The sequence below is a fragment of the Mesorhizobium sp. M0518 genome, assembly GCF_040321125.1.
Lineage (GTDB): Bacteria > Pseudomonadota > Alphaproteobacteria > Rhizobiales > Rhizobiaceae > Mesorhizobium.
Genome location: NZ_JAMYQY010000005.1, coordinates 330720 through 346854 on the forward strand (window position 1 = coordinate 330720; position 16135 = coordinate 346854).

Consider the following 16135-nt stretch of genomic DNA (forward strand, 5'->3'; position numbering starts at 1 on the left):
GCACGCCTGGCGGGCAACCGCTGCGGACAAGTCGGCGCTGCAAGCCTTTGTTAACCTTAATAATGTGTAGTCAAGCTGTCGTGGTGTCGTAAACGAAAGCTTGGTCCCGTGAACGCAACCGGTCAGTCCGCAGTATTCGGCAGACGTAAGGAGCCCCATACGGTCATCATCGCCCGGGGCAACGAGATCAGGCATTTTACGATCCGACCGTGGCTGGCGGCCTTTATCGGCTCGGCGCTGGCCGCCATTGCCATAGGCTACCTCATGGCCACCTCCTATCTCGTGCTGCGCGACGATTTGATCGGCGCCACCACGGCGCGTCAGGCGCGCATGCAGCAAGCATATGAAGATCGCATTTCGGCGCTTCGCGCCCAGGTCGACCGCATCACCAGCCGGCAGTTGCTCGACCAGCAACTGATGGAAACCAAGGTCAGCGAACTGCTTGAACGGCAGAGCCAGCTGAGCCAGCGTCACGGCCGCCTTGGCCCGCTGCTCGAACGCGCCGAGAGCGAAGTCGGCGCAGCGCCGGCCGAATATCCGGCAGCGGTTGCGAAGCCGGACAAACGCGCCGAAGTGACCGGCAGCATCAAGGAGCCCGCGCGCAATTATGCGGTCGCCAGCCTGAGCGCCGATCCCGGGGCCGGCGACACAAGGCCGTTCTCGCTGTGGTCGACCCGCTCCGATCCGCTGCCCAACGATTCAGCCGCCGATCGTGCCGACAAGCTCTTCGTCTCGATCAACCAATCGCTGAGATCCATCGAGAGCGATCAACTGACCCGCATAAGCACGCTTGCCGACAATGCCTACAAGAGCGCCGATGCCATCACCCAGGCGCTCGAGGCGGCCGGACTGCCCGTCGACAGCGACTTCGGCAAGGGCGACAGCGATGTCGGCGGACCGCTCATCCCGGTCGACAGTTCGATGATGTTCGACAGCAAGGTCAAGGAGTTGGACGAAGCGCTTGACGCGCTCGACCATCTCAAGAAGGAAGCGCGCCAACTGCCGCTGACCAACCCCGCGCCGGGCCACTCCGTCACCAGCCCGTTCGGCGTGCGCACCGACCCGATCCTCGGCACCGCAGCACTGCATTCCGGCATGGATTTCAGGGCGCCGATCGGCATGGCCGCCAAGGTCACCGCGCCCGGCACCGTCACCAGGGCCGGCTGGAACGGCGGCTATGGCCGCATGGTGGAAGTCGACCACGGCAATGGTTTTGCGACACGTTACGGGCATCTCAGCGAGATCGACGTCACCGTCGGCGAGAAACTGGACGCCGGCGCCGTCATCGGCAAGACCGGCAGCAGCGGCCGCTCGACCGGCCCGCATCTGCACTACGAAGTCCGCCACAATGGCGAAGCGATCGATCCCTTGCGCTTCCTCACGGTCGGCAAGAAGGTCGCCCAGTATCTGTAAGCGATCCTGGGCTCCTGCCCCATGCGCCGATGACCATCATGATGGCTGACTAAGGCGCTTCCATCGACAGAAACGCCGTCGCTGCCGCAACCAGGGTGGCCGCGCCGACCTTCAACGCGGCCTCGTCGACACGAAACCGGGCGTGATGGAGCGGAAAGACCGATCCGATCGCCTCGTTTCGGATTCCCAGCCGAAAATAGACCGAAGGACGTTTCTCGCTGTAGTAGCCAAAGTCGTCCGCGATCGTCCATCCGGGCGTGTTGAGGACGTTGTCGGCACCGATGCAGGCCTTGGCGCTGGCGGCAATCAGTTCAGTCATCTCGACATCGTTGACAACCCCCGGTTCGCCCTTGTGGATGTCGACCTCGACACGCGCGCCGTGGCTGGTCGCTACCCCATCGGCTATCGTACGAATGCGGCGCCAGGCACGCTCGCGGGTTGCATCGCTGCCGCTGCGGATGGTGCCTTTCAACGTGACCTTGCCGGCGGTGACATTGTAGGCGTTGCCGCCGTTGATGGCCGTCACGGAAATCACCAGCGGATCGTACGGGTCGATCTCGCGCGAAACGATCTTCTGCAATTCGCTCACCAGGGAGCAAGCCACGGCCAACGCATCGACACCCTCATGCGGTTTTGCCGCGTGTGACGCCGAGCCGATGACGGCCACATCGAAAGTGTCGCAGGCCAGAGTGTAGGGACCGGAGCCGACGGCGATCTTGCCGGTCGGTGTGTACGGATCGACGTGGACGCAGATGGCGGCGTCGATATCGTCGAGAAGCCCCTCTTCCACCACCCGCCTGCCGCCCGACGGTTCGTCCTCCTCCGCCGGCTGGAAGATCAGGCGAACGGTACCGCCAAAACTGTCCCGCGACTGGTGGAGATGCGCGGCGACCGCGAAAGCCATCGATGCATGGGCGTCGTGGCCGCAGGCATGCATCACGCCTGGATTCGTCGATGCATACTCGACGCCGGACTCCTCCTCGATCGGCAAGGCATCGATGTCGGCGCGAATGGCGACCTTTCGATTTGACGGCTTGCCGGTGCCGACAATATCGACGGCAAGGCCAAAGCCGGCGACGTCGCGAATGTCGGCAATCCCCTGATCCACCAGCATCTGCCTGAGATAACGCTGCGTGCCGGCCTCTTGGTTCGAGAGCTCGGGATTGCGGTGCAGATGGCGGCGGACCTCGATCATCCGATCGAGAATTCCGGCGGCGATATCGGTCGTCACGGTTTTCGCAACACCACCCGCCGTGGCCGAACCCTCAGGATTTGACATGGATCTCTCGCGGGAACTTCGTCAGGGTCTCATGGCCGGCTTCGGTGACCAGGATGGTCTCGCTGATCTCGATGCCCCAGCCGTCCATCCACATGCCGAGGATGGAATGAACGACATTGCCCGGTTCAAGCACGGTCTTGTCGCCCGGCCTGAGGCTGATCGTGTGCTCGCCCCAATCCGGCGGATAGGCAACCCCGATGGAGTAGCCGATGCGCGATTCCTTCTTCAGTCCGTAGCGCTGGATGACCTTGCGCCAGGCGGCTTCGACGGCTTCGGCTGATGTTCCCGGCCTGACCGCGTCGAGCACCGCATCCATGCCCTCGATCACCGCTTTTGCCGTGTCCGAAACATTTGTCGGCGTCTTGCCAAGCTGCATGGTCCTGGCGAGGCCGGCGGCATAGCGGCGGCAGACGCCGGCAAGTTCCAGCGCGATCGTCTCGTTTTCCCCGAACCGCCTGTCGCTCCACATGATGTGCGGCGCCGAGGCATTCTCGCCACCGAGGATTGTCGGTGGAAGCGCGGTGATGTCGCCGGCAAAATCCGGGCTGCCCGCAATCTGCGCCGCCTGGATGGCGGCGATGGCATCGCATTCGCGAACACCCGGCGCAATCACCTCGAAGGTCCGCGTGACGGCCGCTTCGGCCAGGGTCGATGCCTTGCGCAAATACGCGATCTCGGGCGCCGATTTGACCGCGCGGATCCAGTTCACCAGCAGGTCGGCATCGTGCCATTTTGCGTTGGGAAGTCCGGCGACAAGCCGGGCGTGCGCCTTGGGGGAGAAATAATAGGCTTCGAGTTCGATGCCGATATGTCTGCTCCCCCAGCCCCTGGCGACGATCCAGTTTGCGATCCAGTCCATCGGATGGCGATCGACGCGCTGAACATGGTCTTCCGGGAAGCCAACCACGTTTTCCGGCTTCATCCAGGCTGTCAGAAGACCGCCGGCCGCATCCATGGCGCGCCCGATCCAGACCGGCTCGACCTCTTCGATTGGCACGAGCACGACCTGGGGCGTATAGAACGACCAGCCATCATAGCCGGTGATGTAATGCTGGTTGGCAACGTCGTTGACAACAAGGAGCTCGAGACCGCGCTTGGCCATCTCGGTGCGGATTTTTCGTAGCCGCTGTTGGTACTCGTCGCGGGCAAACGGCAATTCGATCATCTTTGCTCCATGCTTTGTCGGATCAACGGTCGCGGGGTTCGCCCACCTTTGAAACGGTTTCGACATGGCGGCAATCAGCCAGGGCGGCGTGTGAGCAGGTCCTGAACCGAATACGTCCTCGAAGGCCTTCCCTGGAAAACTTCGTCGTGAATTTATTTTTGAATTCCATTTGACTGAATAAATAAGCAATGCAAAGCTGCGCTCTCCTAAGGGGCGCAATCATGGCACTGCGGGGGACCAATCAGGAGTTCGGGCGGCCGTACAACCGGCGCATCGTGCTTGAGTCCATCCGCCTGCATGGACCGATCGCCCGCGGCGAGATCGCCCGGCGCGTCGGCCTCACCGTCCAGACGGTGTCGACCATCGTTCGCGAACTGGAAGATCAGGGCTACATCCTGTCGCTGCGCGAAGAGCCGAAGGGGCGCGGCCTGCCGCCAGCGACGCTCCGGATCAACCCCGATGGGGGCTATGCCGTCGGCATCCACATCACTCCGCTTGGTATCAGCGCCGCCTTGATCAATCTGAGCGGCGACGTGATCGAGAGCATCTACCGCGAGGCGCCAAATGCGACGCCGGACCACGCCTTCGAGCTGATCGGGGCGATGGTGGTGGAATTGACCAGACTACGGGCTGGCGGACGGGTGCTAGGCGTCGGCATGGCCCTGCCCGGCCCATTCGACGTGGAGTCCATGAGTTTCGTGGGGCCGACCACCATGACCGGCTGGAAGGATGTAGCGCTGCGCGAACGGCTGGCGGCCTCCACCGGATTGCCGGCCTTCTTTGAAACCGATATGGCAGCAGCCGCCATGGGCGAGCGCCTCTACGGCCTCGGCGCCCAGTTTTCCGAATATTACTATCTCTATTTCGGCGTCGGCCTTGGCGGTGTCATGATTCATGACGGCAGCGCCTTGCGCGGCGCCTGGGGAAATGCCGGCGAGATCGGGCACATTCCCGTTATTCCGGGCGGCGAGGCTTGCCCGTGCGGCAACAGCGGCTGCCTCGAAAGATATTTGTCGCTCGAGGCGCTCCGGCGCTGGAACGGCAGCGAGGCGGATTGGGTCGCCGAAGTCGCACCGATCTTTCACAACGCCGTCGCCGTCATCGAGAACCTGTTCGACCCGGAGACGGTCATCCTCGGCGGGCTGGCGTCCACCGACCTGCTCGAAATGCTGGCTGGTTCGGCCGGAGGCCTGCACAACTCCGTCTCGGCCCGCAAGGACCGCACGACGCCGAGGGTTGTGGTGGCGCGCGGCGGACAGCATTCCGTGCTGCGCGGCGCCGCCGCCCTTGCGGTTTCCGGGGTGCTGTCACCTCGCTTCGGGCAGATGTTCGCGGCCGAACGCGAACGCGAGCGCGACCTTCTCAAAGGCAGGGAGATTGCGGCATGAGTGAACCCCTGCTGGTGCTCGACAACGTCACCAAGAACTATGGCGCGATCGAAGCGCTCAAGGGCATCAGCTTCTCGATCGGCAAGGGCGAGGTCGTGGCGCTGCTGGGCGACAACGGCGCCGGCAAATCGACACTGGTCAAGATTATCGCCGGCGGACTGGAGCCGACCTCCGGCCGAATGCTGTTCGAGGGCAAGGAGTTCCTTGCCCGGTCGCCCGCAGAGGCCAAGGCAGCCGGCATCGAGACCGTCTACCAGGACCTGTCGCTGTGCACCAATGTCGACGTGGTCGCCAATTTCTTCATGGGCCGCGAAATCACCAGACAGGTTTTCGGCATTCCCGTGCTCGACGAGCGCGCCATGGAAGCCGTCGTCGGAAAGGCGCTGGCCAGTGCCGGCACCCGCATTCCCTCGCTGCGCGCCAATGTCGAGCACCTTTCGGGCGGCCAGCGGCAAGCCATCGAGCTCAACCGGTTCGTGCATTGGGGCGGCAAGCTGGTGCTGCTAGACGAACCGTTCGCAGCGCTCGGGGTCGAACAGACGCGGCGCGGCCTCGACATGATCCGCCAGGTGGCGAACCAGGGCATCGGCGTCGTCATCATCACCCATATCATGCAGCAGGCTTTTCAGGTCGCCGACCGGATCGTGGTGATCCGCCAAGGCGTCGTGGCCGGCGATGTCGCACGCAATAAAACAAGTCCCGATGCGGTGATCAACATGATCACCGGTGAGACGCTTGCCGGTGCCGGACCGACAGGCTGAGGGACAAAGAGGGGTCCGGCTTAAGAGGAGCGAACGACATGAAGCGAATACTTCTTGCTGTCTTCGGTATCCTTGCACTGGCCTTTGCCACGCTCACGCCGGCATTCGCCCAGTCCAAGGGTATCGTCTACTATATGGTGCCGACCCTGCTGGACGAGTTTCAGACCGGCTCGGTGAGCGCGCTGGAACTGTTCCTGAAGCAGACCGGCTACGAGATGAAGACGCTGAACGCCGACAACAAGACCGACGCCCAGCAATCGCAGATGAACGATGTCATCGCGCTGAAGCCGGCGGCCATCATCCTGGCGGCAGTTGACTTCAATGCACTGAAACCGTCGATCGAGGCAGCCCGCGCCGCCGGCATCCCGGTGGTCGAGTTCGACCGCCAGATCACCTCGACGCCATCCGACTTCACCTCTGTCGCCGGAACGGTCGAGATCGGCTACGTCGCCGCGGACCAGGCCGAGAAGCTGCTGAAAGCCAAGAACGGCTCGGTGAAGGGCAAGGTTCTGCAGGTGCTCGGCGATCCCGGCGATCCCTATACGCTCGACATCCAGAAGGGCTTCGAGGAGAAGATGAAGGCGTTTCCGGACGTCAAGATCATCTCGCTTCCGGCCATGCAATGGGAAGCCAGCAATGCCGGCACAATCGTTGCCGACCAGATGTTGGCAAACCCCGACATCGACCTGATCTTCAGCCATGCCGCGCACCTTTCGGTCGCCGCCGTCGCCTCGCTCGAGGCAGCCGGCAAGAAGCCGGGCGACGTCATGCTGATGAGCTCGAACGGCGCTCCGGTCGGCCTCGACCTGATCCGCAAGGGCTGGCTCAACGCCGAAATCGAGCAGCCGCTCTACGCGCAGGCCGCGGCTGTCGCCATGTTCATGGACAAGATCGTCAAGAAGCAAGAGATCAAGCCCGGTGAATACGACGTGCTCGGCTTGAAATCGACCGTGACCAAGGAAGCCTGGGGTCCGAACATCAAGATCCCCGGTGCCGCCATCACCAAGGAAAACGTCGACAATCCGGCCTTCTGGGGCAACCAGAAGCCGCCGACGGACACCGTCAAGTCGGTCGAATAGTCATTGAAAGCGCTCCGGGCCGTAACGGCCCGGAGCCTGCCCCTTCACACCGCCGCGTCCGAAAGGATGCCGTGGCGAATTTGAATCCGCGCCTTAACCCGACGAAATCGAGTTGATTTCGCGGGGCGCCAACCGGATCAGCCCATGAACCCGCGCACACGCAAAGCCCTGGAGTTCGTACTCGACAACCTCGTCTGGTTCATGCTGCTGTTCGTGCTGGTGGTCTTCTCCATCTTCGTCCCGAACTACTTTCAGCTCGGCATTTTCGCCAACATCATCGAGGCTTCCAGCGTGCTCGGCGTCATGTCGATCGGCCTGGCGCTGGTGATCATCGCCGGCCACATGGATCTGTCGGTCGAATCCGTCGCAGCGCTCAGCGCCATGGCGGTCGGCATCCTGTTCTGCTCGTCGGGCATCGGCATGGGCGTGCAGCTGCATCCCGAATGGCTGATGGTTCCGGTTTCGCTGCTGCTGGCGCTGGCAGTCGGCGGCCTCATCGGCGCCTTCAACGGCTATCTGGTGGTCAAGGTGAAGATGAGCGCCTTCATCATTACCTTGGCGTCCTACATCTGGGTGCGCGGCCTCGTGCTGGTCGTGTCAGGCGGCCGCTCGGCACAGGACCTGGCGCCGGCCATCCGCTGGTTCGGCATCCAGCGCCTGATCGGCTTGCCGCTGACCGCCTGGATCGCGGTTGGCTGCTTCGTCGTCTTTTCGCTGATCATGGCCAAGACGCCGTTCGGCCGGCATCTGGTGATGATCGGCGGCAACGAGACGGCGACCTTCCGCGCCGGCATCCGCGTCAACCGCAATCTCATCATCGCCTTCGTTCTCGCCGGCGCCATTGCCGGCCTTGCCGGCTGGCTGCTGGCGATCCGCACCTCGGGCGCCACCGCCAATCTCGGCGTCGGCCTGCTGTTCAACGCGTTCGCCGCGGTCGTCATCGGCGGGGTCAGCCTGAAAGGCGGTGTCGGCACCCTCCCCGGCGTCTATGCCGGCGTGCTTTTGCTCTCGGCCATCAACACGGCGATCAATTTGATGGGCCTGCCGGCCAATTTCACCCAGGTGATCCACGGCCTGCTGGTGCTGGCGGCCGTGCTGCTCGACGCCTTCAAGCAAACCATTCGCCAAAGACTCGCATGACAGGACGGCTCGCATGACCAATCGGTTACAAGACAAGGTAGCGCTGATCATCGGCAGCGCCCGCGGCATCGGCAAGGGCATCGCGCTACGCTTTGCCGAGGAAGGCGCGAGGCTGGTGCTCGCCGACACCGAGGTCGAGGCCGGGCAAGCCACCGCTGGCGAGTTGGGCGTCCCCTTCATCCGCACCGACATCTCGCAAATGAGCGACGCCGAGGCCGCCGTGGCGCTGGCGCTCAAACTCCATGGCCGCCTCGACGTCATCGTGCAGAATGCCGGCATCTATCCCTGGCAGCTGATCGAGAACACCAGCACTGATGACTGGGACCGCGTCATGGCGGTCAATCTGCGCGGCACCTTCAATGCCAGCCGCGCGGCCCTGGTGCCGATGAAGGCGCAAGGCTTCGGCCGCATGCTCTACACCTCGTCCATTACCGGCCCGCATGTCACCAGCCCGGGCCATGGCCACTATTCGGCCAGCAAGGCCGGCATCAACGGCTTCATCCGCGCCGCCGCACTGGAATTCTCCGGCTACGGCATCACCGTCAACGGCGTCGAGCCCGGCAACATCCTGACCGAAGCCATCGAGCTGCATCGCGGCGCGGCTTACATCAAGAACATGGAGGACTCCATTCCGCTCGGCCGCCTCGGCAGCCCGCGCGACGTCGCCAACGCCTTCCTGTTCCTCGCCTCCGACGATGCCAGCTACATCACCGGCACGACCATTGTTGTCGATGGCGGACAGCTGCTGCCCGAGGGCAATGATTTCCGTCTGTTGCCGCCTTGAGTGCAGCACGAACCAGACGACTCGGTTCCGTGTCTGGCAACAGTTTGAATGGACTATGGAATGGTGGGCGATGACGGGCTCGAACCGCCGACATCTTCGGTGTAAACGAAGCGCTCTACCAACTGAGCTAATCGCCCGCTCCGGGCCGGACCTTTAAGCGGTCAGGGTCCGCTTCGCAAGGCCAAATGAATGCAGGACGCCCTGGTTGGATGCCGGTTTTGCCAACAAAACGCCGGCTGTCAAAAAACCTTCTCCTGTTTGCTGTTATGCTGTCCTGTCACGCTTGACACCCGGTGGCGAACCCCTTATCCAGCGCCCCAACGACGAACACGGCTGACACGTGTTCGCCATGCGCGGGTGTAGCTCAGTTGGTTAGAGTGCCGGCCTGTCACGCCGGAGGTCGCGGGTTCGAGCCCCGTCACTCGCGCCATTTCTCTCAAGGGTATCAAGCCCTTGGCTTCAGAGAAATGTCGACATTGATTGTCAAAAAATCATCTTGGATGAGGCAACTCGGATTGTCTCGGATCTGAGTTTGATCTCCCAAGCATAGACCCAGGAACCGCCTCTGCAACGTCGGCATTGACGACGCCGCGCTCTGGTCGCGTCAACCGGCGCAAGCAAGGCGCCGCCCAAATCCTGTCAGTCGCACGCCGGCGCGCACCCGCACGTCTGGCCATCCCCTGTCTCCGATCCCATCCAACCGCCCCCGAAAAAGTCATCATGGCTGCACGAACCTGTGAGCTCGATCAGGACATCCATCGAAAATTGTGAGAGGAAGGTCGATCTGAAGGCAGTCAAACAGCGGGGACTTTGTTCATGAGCGATCACACCAGCCTGAATCTTCTGGAGACCACACTTGCCGCCGCCCAGCAGGATCAACGGACTCTGGACGAGCAGCGGCAAAGCACCACGCCTCTTGTGGACGGCATGTCCTTTTTCGACAGCATCCGGCACAATGACGACCGCGGCAGCGTCACGGAGATCTATGACCCGCGCTGGGGTTGGCATGCCGACCCGCTGGTCTTTTCCTACATGTTCACAATTCGCCCTGGCTTGGTGAAAGGGTGGGGCCTGCACAAGCTGCACGAGGACCGCTATTTTGTGATCAGCGGCGAGATGGAACTGGTCCTTTATGACCCTCGCCCCGAATCCAGCACATACGGCAAGATTTCGAAGGTTTACCTCTCCAGCAATCATCCACGCCTGGTCAATATTCCGAAATTTGTCTGGCATGCCGACCGAAACATCGGAACATCCGACGTGGTCGCCATCAACTTCCCAACGATACAATACGATCACGCAAATCCCGATAAGTATCGCCTGCCGATCGATACCGATCTCATCCCCCATGATTTCGGCAGCGCGAAGGGATGGTGAGCAAGCCCCGCTTTTCCATCCTCATGCCGACGCACTCGCGCGTGGATGTCATCGGTGTGGCTATCCAATCGGTGCTGGACCAGACCGTCGACGATTTTGAATTGCTGGTCGTCGGCGACGGCTGCGCGGCCGGCACGGCCGAGGTGGTCGAAGCCTTCCATGACAGCCGCATTCGTTTCTTCGATCTCCCCAAGGCGCCGAACTTCGGCTACGCGAACCGCAACATCGTGCTGCGTGAGGCACGCGGCGAGCTGATTGGCTTTGCCGCCGATGACGACCTCCTGTTTCCGGATCATTTTGAGATCCTGGCGGATGGCCTCAAAACTGGAGCTGCCATCGCGTACAGTCAGGCGCTGTGGGTTTCCACCGATGGCATCGCAGCCCCCTTCCTGACCAATCTGGACCTGGCCGACGAGTTCAGGGGGTTCACTGAGGTCGGCAACACGATACCCGCCAGTTGCTTCCTGTATCGGGCCGATTGCCTGCCGTCGCGAGATGTCTGGCCCGAAGACGTCGCATCGGCCGGGGACTGGCAATTGTGGCGGCGAATCATGCGCGAGAATCCGCGAAACCCCTTCACCTATTGCCGCGTTCCAACCGTCCTGCATTTCAGCGCCGCATGGAAAAAATCACGGCACTCCGCAGTATCCCAACTCGCCACACTGCTTGATATCGCCGACAGAGCCGGCTGGTGGCCTTCGGCCTTGCGAGTCTGGATACCGAACGCCAGCAAGGAACAATCCGAATACTCGCGCCTCATGCGCGTTGATCCCAGGGCCTGGAGCGAGCAGATGCGCCGTGCCGTCGGGGATCTGGTAGCGCGCCTTGCCTGGGAGGATGTGCAGACGATCCGACCGATGCTTGCAAGCGCTGAAGCCGAGAAGGCGACATTGCATTCTGAAATCTCAAGGTTGCGCAGTGCGCTTGAGGCGGCTCACCAAAGCAGCGTCGGGCTGCAGAGCGCCGCTTCGGATGCCAGGAACGAGAAGGACGAGATCGAACAAAGGTTGCAAGCGTGCCAGATGCAAGTCGCGGCCTTGCATCAGTCCAGAAGCTGGCGCTTCACAGGCCCGCTGCGCAATATCTCCACAAGCTTGCGTTCGAAAAAACCATAGGGCCTCAAGAACTGGCCGGAGGCGGCGTCAGCGGCCAGTCAGCCAAGCCGATCTTATCCCCCAGCCAGCAGCGCCTCGACCTCCCGAAGCGTCGGCATTGACGGCGCGGTCCCTGGCCGGGTCACCGAAATGCCAGCGACGGCACAGGCGAAGCGCACCGCTTGCAGCGGCTCCACGCCCCTCGAAAGTGCTGCGGCAAGCCCGCCATTGAAGGCATCGCCTGCCCCCGTGGTTTCGGCCACCGGCCCGGCACTGACGGCTGGAACATGGTCCGAGCGGGTCTTCGAGTGCAAAAGCGCGCCCTTGTCGCCGAGCGTGACGATGACCGTGCCGACCCCCTTTTCGAGCAGGCTGTCCGCGGCGCGCCGCGCCTCGTCGACCGAGGACACCTTCATCCCGGTCAGTTCCTCCGTCTCGGTCTCGTTGGGTGTGAGGTAGTCGCAGAGCGTGTAGATGCGGTCGGGAAGCTTTGCCGCGGGGGCCGGATTGAGGATCGTCGTCACCCCTGCCCCACGCGCGATCTCCAGCGCCCGCATGGCTGCTTCGATCGGCTGTTCGAGTTGGGTGACAAAGACGCCGGCACCGCCGATCAGCCCGGCATTGGCCTCGATATCGGCTGACGAGATCAGCATGGCGGCACCGGGGCTGACGATGATGGCGTTGTTGCCGGTGGTCTCCTCGACGAAGATGTAGGCGGCACCGGTGTAGCTTTCCGGCGTGTCGATGACGGCATTCTTGACGCCCGCCTGCGCCCAGGTCTGCCTGGCCATGTCGGCGAAGGGATCGACGCCGAGGCGGGTGAGGAAGGTGACGTCGGCGCCGAGCTTCCCGGCGGCCACGGCCTGGTTCGAGCCCTTGCCGCCCGGCCCCAGCGTGAAGGATGTGCCGAGGATGGTTTCGCCCATGCGCGGCTGCCGCTGCGCCCTGTAGGCGGTGTCGGCGACGAACACACCCAGGATGACGACCGGCTTCATGACGACCGGCTTGCCCGAAGCCATGCCGCTACTCCGCATCCGGCGGCACGACGCCCTTGCGGAAGGCGAAGCAGCCGTAGAAGCGGCGCTCACCTGTCTGGATCACGCAATAGGCCTGTTTGGCGCGCTCGTAGAAAGCATAACGCTCGACCGCGATCATCGGCCACGACTTGCCCTCGGCGTTGTCGACCTCCTTCTGCACTTCGCTTTGCACGGGCGGAATCTCGTCCGGCTTGCCGACAATCTCCATGCGTGCGGCCGAATCATCGACGAATGTGTCGAGCGGGTAGAGCGACAGCACCGCCTTGACCACTTGCGCCGCCGAGGCATCGATGCGCAGCACGCGGCCGAGCGCCGTCTGGCGCGCCACCGAATCGGACGGAAAATTGGTGTCGGCGATGATCAGATCATCGCCATGCCCCATTGCCCGCAATGCCTGCAGCACGTCGGCATTGAGCAGCGGGTTTATGCCTTTGAGCATGGTATTCCTCGTGAGTTGGGATCAGAGACGCTTGCCGGTCTCTGCGTCGAAAAGGTGGATCTGATCGAGCCGGGGCTTCAGGGTCAGCGTGTCGCCGGGCTTGAAGTCGTGCCGCTCACGAAACAGCGCCACCATCTCGCCGTCGCCGAAGCGCAGGAACACCAGCGTTTCCGAGCCGGTCGGCTCGACCACCGAAATCTTCGCTGGCACGCCATCGGGATGGATCTCGAGATGCTCCGGGCGCACGCCATAGACGACAGCCTGGCCATCCTGCGCTGCATTGCCTGGTGCAATCGGGAACAGCGTGCCTGCAATGTCGACACCGGGCCTGGCACCCTTGCGCATGACGCCCTTGAGCAGGTTCATCGAGGGCGAACCGATGAAGCCGGCGACAAACAGGTTGGCCGGTCTGTCGAACAGTTCGAGCGGCGCGCCGACCTGCTCGATGCGGCCGTCGCGCATGACGACGATCTTGTCGGCCATGGTCATGGCTTCGATCTGGTCGTGGGTGACGTAGATGGTAGTGGTCTTCAGCCGCTGGTGCAGCTCCTTGATCTCGGTGCGCATCTGCACGCGCAGCTTGGCGTCGAGATTGGAGAGCGGCTCGTCGAACAGGAACACTTGCGGATTGCGCACGATGGCGCGGCCCATGGCCACGCGCTGGCGCTGGCCGCCGGAAAGCTGGCGGGGATAGCGCTTCAGATAAGGGTTGAGGTCGAGGATATCGGCGGCGCGCTTGACCCGCTCGGCGACCACGGCCGGATCGGTTTTCCTGAGCTTGAGGGCAAAGGCCATGTTCTGCTCGACCGTCTTGTGCGGATAGAGCGCATAGTTCTGGAACACCATGGCGATGTCGCGCTTGGCCGGCGGCAGATGATTGACGACGCGGTCGCCGATGGCGATCGTGCCGGCGGAGACGGTCTCCAACCCAGCCACCATCCTGAGCAACGTGGACTTGCCGCAACCCGAAGGGCCAACCAGCACCACGAACTGTCCGTCTGCGATATCGACGCTGACTTCGTGCAGAACCTTGACCGTTCCAAAGGCCTTGGCCACCTTGCTGATCGCGACTTGCGCCATATCTCCCCCATCGGCTCCATTAGCCGTAGGCGCAGAAGCTACCCAACGCGACCTGCCAGGGCAAGTCGGTCTCTTATAGATAAAAACCCGCTCTCGTTGACACGGCGTTTGGTTGTGAGAATAGTGGCAGGCGCTGGTCAAAATGTCGGTACCCGATCCGCAGGGAATTTCAATCGACGCAGGGTGGGGTCCTGCCTAATTCGTTTCCGAACCGGGGAGCATCCTTGGCGCTCCAGCGTCCGACAGTTGGCCGATTTATTCACACTGATGTTCTGGGAGGAAATAGGCGATGAGAACGGGTCTTTACGAGAAACTGGTTCGTGCCGGCGCCACAAGGCGCGACATATTGAAGGGCGCGGCCAGCATGGCCGCGATCGCAGCCGCATCCGGCGCCGGACTTGGCGCCTTGACGCGACCGGCCTCCGCGGCAAGCGAATTGCGCTCCAAAATCCTGCAGATCCCCGGCGTCGGCAAAGGCCAGCCGACGGACGCCGATTTCCAGAAGGTCGGTGAACTCTGCCTCGAGGCGACCAAGGCCAACGTCAAGGAAGGCGAATTCGCCGGCGTCGAGCTGACCTTCATGGGTCTCAACAACCAGAACCTGCACAATGTGCTGTTCCGCGGCTTCCTGAAGCCATGGGAGACCTATACCGGCGCCAAGATCAACTGGATCGACCTGGCGCAGGCCGACTACAACGCCCGCCTGCAGCAGTCGATCGCCACCGGCACCGTCGATTTCGACATCATCGAGATGGGCGCGCCGTTCGAAGGCGATGTCTGCGGCAAGGGCCTGACCTCGGAAATGCCGGATTGGGTCAAGGACCAGATCGACATGAAGGACGTCGTGGCCTATCTGCAGCCGCCGGTCGGCACCTGGGACGGCAAGCAATACCGCGTGACCGTCGACGGCGACGCGCACAATTTCAACTACCGCACCGACGTGTTTACCGATGCCGACCTCGCCAAGGCCTGGAAGGACGGCGGCGGCGAAGGTGAATGGGGCGTGCCGAAGACCTGGCAGCAGGTCCAGGCGGTGACGAAGTTCCTCAAGGGAAAGAAACTCAAGGACCAGGACGTCTTTGGCTATCTCGACGCGCCCAAGGCGTGGGGTGGTTTCGGCTTCTATTTCCTCGGCAGCCGCGCTAGCGCCTATGCCAAGCATCCGGACGACAAGGCCTGGCTGTTCGACGCCGACACGATGAAGCCGCGCGTCAACAATCCGGCCTGGGTGCGCGCCATCCAGGACGTCATCGACGCGCTGCCGTCCGAACCCGCCGACCAGATCAACGCCGATCCGAACACGACCGCCTTCCAGCAGTTCCTGGCCGGCACCGGCTCGATGGTCACCTGGTGGGGCGACGTCGGCTCCAACGTCAAGACCAACGACTCTTCCGTCGTCGGCGACGTCACCGGCTTCTCGATCCTGCCGGGCTCGGACGATGTCTACAATGCGAAGACCGGCGCCTGGGACAAGCTCGCCAGCGGCCCGAACTATGCGCCCAACTGCGCCTATCTCGGCTGGGGCGTCTATGTCATGGCCCGCGTCGATGCCGACGAAAAGAAGAAGAAGGCGGCCTGGTCCGCTGCCGCGCATCTCGGCGGCAAGGACCTGTCGATCTGGACGGCGATGTATCCATCGGGCTTCCAGCCTTACCGCAACTCGCATTTCGACATTCCCGAATGGGTGGCGGCCGGCTACGACGAGGCGTTCATCACCTCCTACCTCAAGTCGGAATCCGACAGCTACAATCATCCGAACGCTGCAATTGAGCCACGCATCCCCGGCATCTTCCAGTACTACAGCGCCGCCGAGGACATCCTGGCCAACACTTTCGCCGGCAAGATGAAGGCGCAGGAAGGCGCCGACGCCATCGCGGCGGCCTGGGAGAAGCTGACCGACCAGATCGGCCGCGACAACCAGATCAAGCTCTACAAAGCTTCGCTCGGCATGTAGGCTGGCCTATGAACCGTGGGGGGGGGGGCCCCCCCCCCCCCCGGTTGACCGGGAGCGGCGCGCGGCGGGCGGGAGACCGGGGGGGGTTTTGTGGGGGGCGGCGGGGGACCGCGGCCAGAGGGGGGGCGGCGGGGGGGCCGGGCCG

General features: G+C 63.0%; 14 protein-coding genes and 2 tRNA genes. 10 read left to right on the top strand and 6 right to left on the bottom strand.

Annotated features, from left to right (window positions below; genetic code table 11):
- Positions 1-108 precede the first annotated feature (108 nt).
- The gene (locus NKI66_RS10130; protein ID WP_352720383.1) at positions 109-1413 is read left to right on the top strand and encodes a M23 family metallopeptidase; all 1305 of its coding nucleotides are present in this window, start codon (positions 109-111) and stop codon (positions 1411-1413) included.
- Between the two features lie 49 nt (positions 1414-1462).
- On the opposite strand, the gene NKI66_RS10135 is transcribed toward NKI66_RS10130, so the two are convergent.
- On the bottom strand, positions 1463-2692 hold the full coding sequence (locus NKI66_RS10135; RefSeq protein ID WP_031212928.1) for a M20 metallopeptidase family protein: 1230 nt from the start codon (positions 2690-2692) through the stop codon (positions 1463-1465).
- A complete protein-coding gene (locus NKI66_RS10140) occupies positions 2679-3857 on the bottom strand; it encodes a M24 family metallopeptidase (protein WP_352751557.1) in 1179 nt (392 codons plus the stop codon). The genes NKI66_RS10135 and NKI66_RS10140 overlap by 14 nt, the downstream gene beginning before the upstream one ends.
- Before the next feature lie 221 nt (positions 3858-4078).
- On the opposite strand from NKI66_RS10140, the gene NKI66_RS10145 reads away from it, so the two are divergent.
- The 5 genes from NKI66_RS10145 (at position 4079) to NKI66_RS10165 (ending at position 9009) form a co-directional block, all read left to right on the top strand.
- Positions 4079-5245: an ROK family transcriptional regulator gene (locus NKI66_RS10145; protein WP_023810301.1), complete on the top strand. Its 1167-nt coding sequence runs from the start codon at positions 4079-4081 to the stop codon at positions 5243-5245.
- Positions 5242-6006, top strand: coding sequence for an ATP-binding cassette domain-containing protein (locus NKI66_RS10150; RefSeq protein ID WP_128305438.1), 765 nt, complete (start codon positions 5242-5244; stop codon positions 6004-6006). The genes NKI66_RS10145 and NKI66_RS10150 overlap by 4 nt, the downstream gene beginning before the upstream one ends.
- A gap of 38 nt (positions 6007-6044) precedes the next feature.
- A complete protein-coding gene (locus NKI66_RS10155; protein WP_013532176.1) occupies positions 6045-7085 on the top strand; it encodes a sugar ABC transporter substrate-binding protein in 1041 nt (346 codons plus the stop codon).
- Between the two features lie 144 nt (positions 7086-7229).
- Entirely contained in the window at positions 7230-8225 is a 996-nt protein-coding gene (locus tag NKI66_RS10160) for an ABC transporter permease (RefSeq protein WP_023810300.1), read from the top strand.
- A 13-nt stretch (positions 8226-8238) separates the two neighbouring features.
- Positions 8239-9009 (top strand): SDR family oxidoreductase, encoded by a 771-nt coding sequence (locus NKI66_RS10165; RefSeq protein ID WP_023810299.1) that lies wholly within the window; start codon positions 8239-8241, stop codon positions 9007-9009.
- A gap of 61 nt (positions 9010-9070) precedes the next feature.
- On the opposite strand, the gene NKI66_RS10170 is transcribed toward NKI66_RS10165, so the two are convergent.
- Positions 9071-9146 (bottom strand) — tRNA-Val (locus NKI66_RS10170).
- 216 nt (positions 9147-9362) lie between these two features.
- On the opposite strand from NKI66_RS10170, the gene NKI66_RS10175 reads away from it, so the two are divergent.
- From NKI66_RS10175 to NKI66_RS10185, 3 genes are all read left to right on the top strand, one after another.
- A tRNA-Asp gene (locus NKI66_RS10175) sits at positions 9363-9439 on the top strand.
- Between the two features lie 386 nt (positions 9440-9825).
- On the top strand, positions 9826-10386 hold the full coding sequence (locus tag NKI66_RS10180) for a polysaccharide biosynthesis C-terminal domain-containing protein (RefSeq protein WP_023810298.1): 561 nt from the start codon (positions 9826-9828) through the stop codon (positions 10384-10386).
- The gene (locus tag NKI66_RS10185; protein WP_023810297.1) at positions 10380-11501 is read left to right on the top strand and encodes a glycosyltransferase family 2 protein; all 1122 of its coding nucleotides are present in this window, start codon (positions 10380-10382) and stop codon (positions 11499-11501) included. The genes NKI66_RS10180 and NKI66_RS10185 overlap by 7 nt, the downstream gene beginning before the upstream one ends.
- A gap of 53 nt (positions 11502-11554) precedes the next feature.
- Here NKI66_RS10185 and rbsK read toward each other — a convergent pair whose 3' ends face one another.
- Genes rbsK through NKI66_RS10200 form a run of 3 tightly spaced genes read right to left on the bottom strand, consistent with a single transcriptional unit; the run spans position 11555 to position 14036 of the window.
- Entirely contained in the window at positions 11555-12499 is a 945-nt protein-coding gene (gene rbsK / locus NKI66_RS10190; protein ID WP_023810296.1) for a ribokinase, read from the bottom strand.
- 4 nt (positions 12500-12503) lie between these two features.
- Positions 12504-12956 carry an RbsD/FucU family protein gene (locus NKI66_RS10195; protein ID WP_023810295.1) on the bottom strand — a complete coding sequence of 151 codons (453 nt, stop codon included), beginning with the start codon at positions 12954-12956 and terminating at the stop codon, positions 12504-12506.
- 21 nt (positions 12957-12977) lie between these two features.
- Positions 12978-14036: an ABC transporter ATP-binding protein gene (locus NKI66_RS10200; RefSeq protein ID WP_023810294.1), complete on the bottom strand. Its 1059-nt coding sequence runs from the start codon at positions 14034-14036 to the stop codon at positions 12978-12980.
- 289 nt (positions 14037-14325) lie between these two features.
- Here NKI66_RS10200 and NKI66_RS10205 point away from each other — a divergent pair, with 289 nt between their 5' ends.
- Positions 14326-15990, top strand: a complete 1665-nt coding sequence (locus tag NKI66_RS10205; protein ID WP_023810293.1) for an ABC transporter substrate-binding protein — start codon at positions 14326-14328, stop codon at positions 15988-15990.
- Positions 15991-16135: the final 145 nt, after the last annotated feature.

Excerpts from the sequence above, each read along its gene's own strand:
- NKI66_RS10135 (WP_031212928.1), bottom strand. The coding sequence starts at position 2,692 with ATGTCAAATCCTGAGGGTTCGGCCACGGCGGGTGGTGTTGCGAAAACC.
- NKI66_RS10140 (WP_352751557.1), bottom strand. The coding sequence starts at position 3,857 with ATGATCGAATTGCCGTTTGCCCGCGACGAGTACCAACAGCGGCTACGA.
- NKI66_RS10145 (WP_023810301.1), top strand. The coding sequence starts at position 4,079 with ATGGCACTGCGGGGGACCAATCAGGAGTTCGGGCGGCCGTACAACCGG.
- NKI66_RS10150 (WP_128305438.1), top strand. The coding sequence starts at position 5,242 with ATGAGTGAACCCCTGCTGGTGCTCGACAACGTCACCAAGAACTATGGC.
- NKI66_RS10155 (WP_013532176.1), top strand. The coding sequence starts at position 6,045 with ATGAAGCGAATACTTCTTGCTGTCTTCGGTATCCTTGCACTGGCCTTT.
- NKI66_RS10160 (WP_023810300.1), top strand. The coding sequence starts at position 7,230 with ATGAACCCGCGCACACGCAAAGCCCTGGAGTTCGTACTCGACAACCTC.
- NKI66_RS10165 (WP_023810299.1), top strand. The coding sequence starts at position 8,239 with ATGACCAATCGGTTACAAGACAAGGTAGCGCTGATCATCGGCAGCGCC.
- NKI66_RS10180 (WP_023810298.1), top strand. The coding sequence starts at position 9,826 with ATGAGCGATCACACCAGCCTGAATCTTCTGGAGACCACACTTGCCGCC.
- NKI66_RS10185 (WP_023810297.1), top strand. The coding sequence starts at position 10,380 with ATGGTGAGCAAGCCCCGCTTTTCCATCCTCATGCCGACGCACTCGCGC.
- rbsK (WP_023810296.1), bottom strand. The coding sequence starts at position 12,499 with ATGGCTTCGGGCAAGCCGGTCGTCATGAAGCCGGTCGTCATCCTGGGT.
- NKI66_RS10195 (WP_023810295.1), bottom strand. The coding sequence starts at position 12,956 with ATGCTCAAAGGCATAAACCCGCTGCTCAATGCCGACGTGCTGCAGGCA.
- NKI66_RS10200 (WP_023810294.1), bottom strand. The coding sequence starts at position 14,036 with ATGGCGCAAGTCGCGATCAGCAAGGTGGCCAAGGCCTTTGGAACGGTC.
- NKI66_RS10205 (WP_023810293.1), top strand. The coding sequence starts at position 14,326 with ATGAGAACGGGTCTTTACGAGAAACTGGTTCGTGCCGGCGCCACAAGG.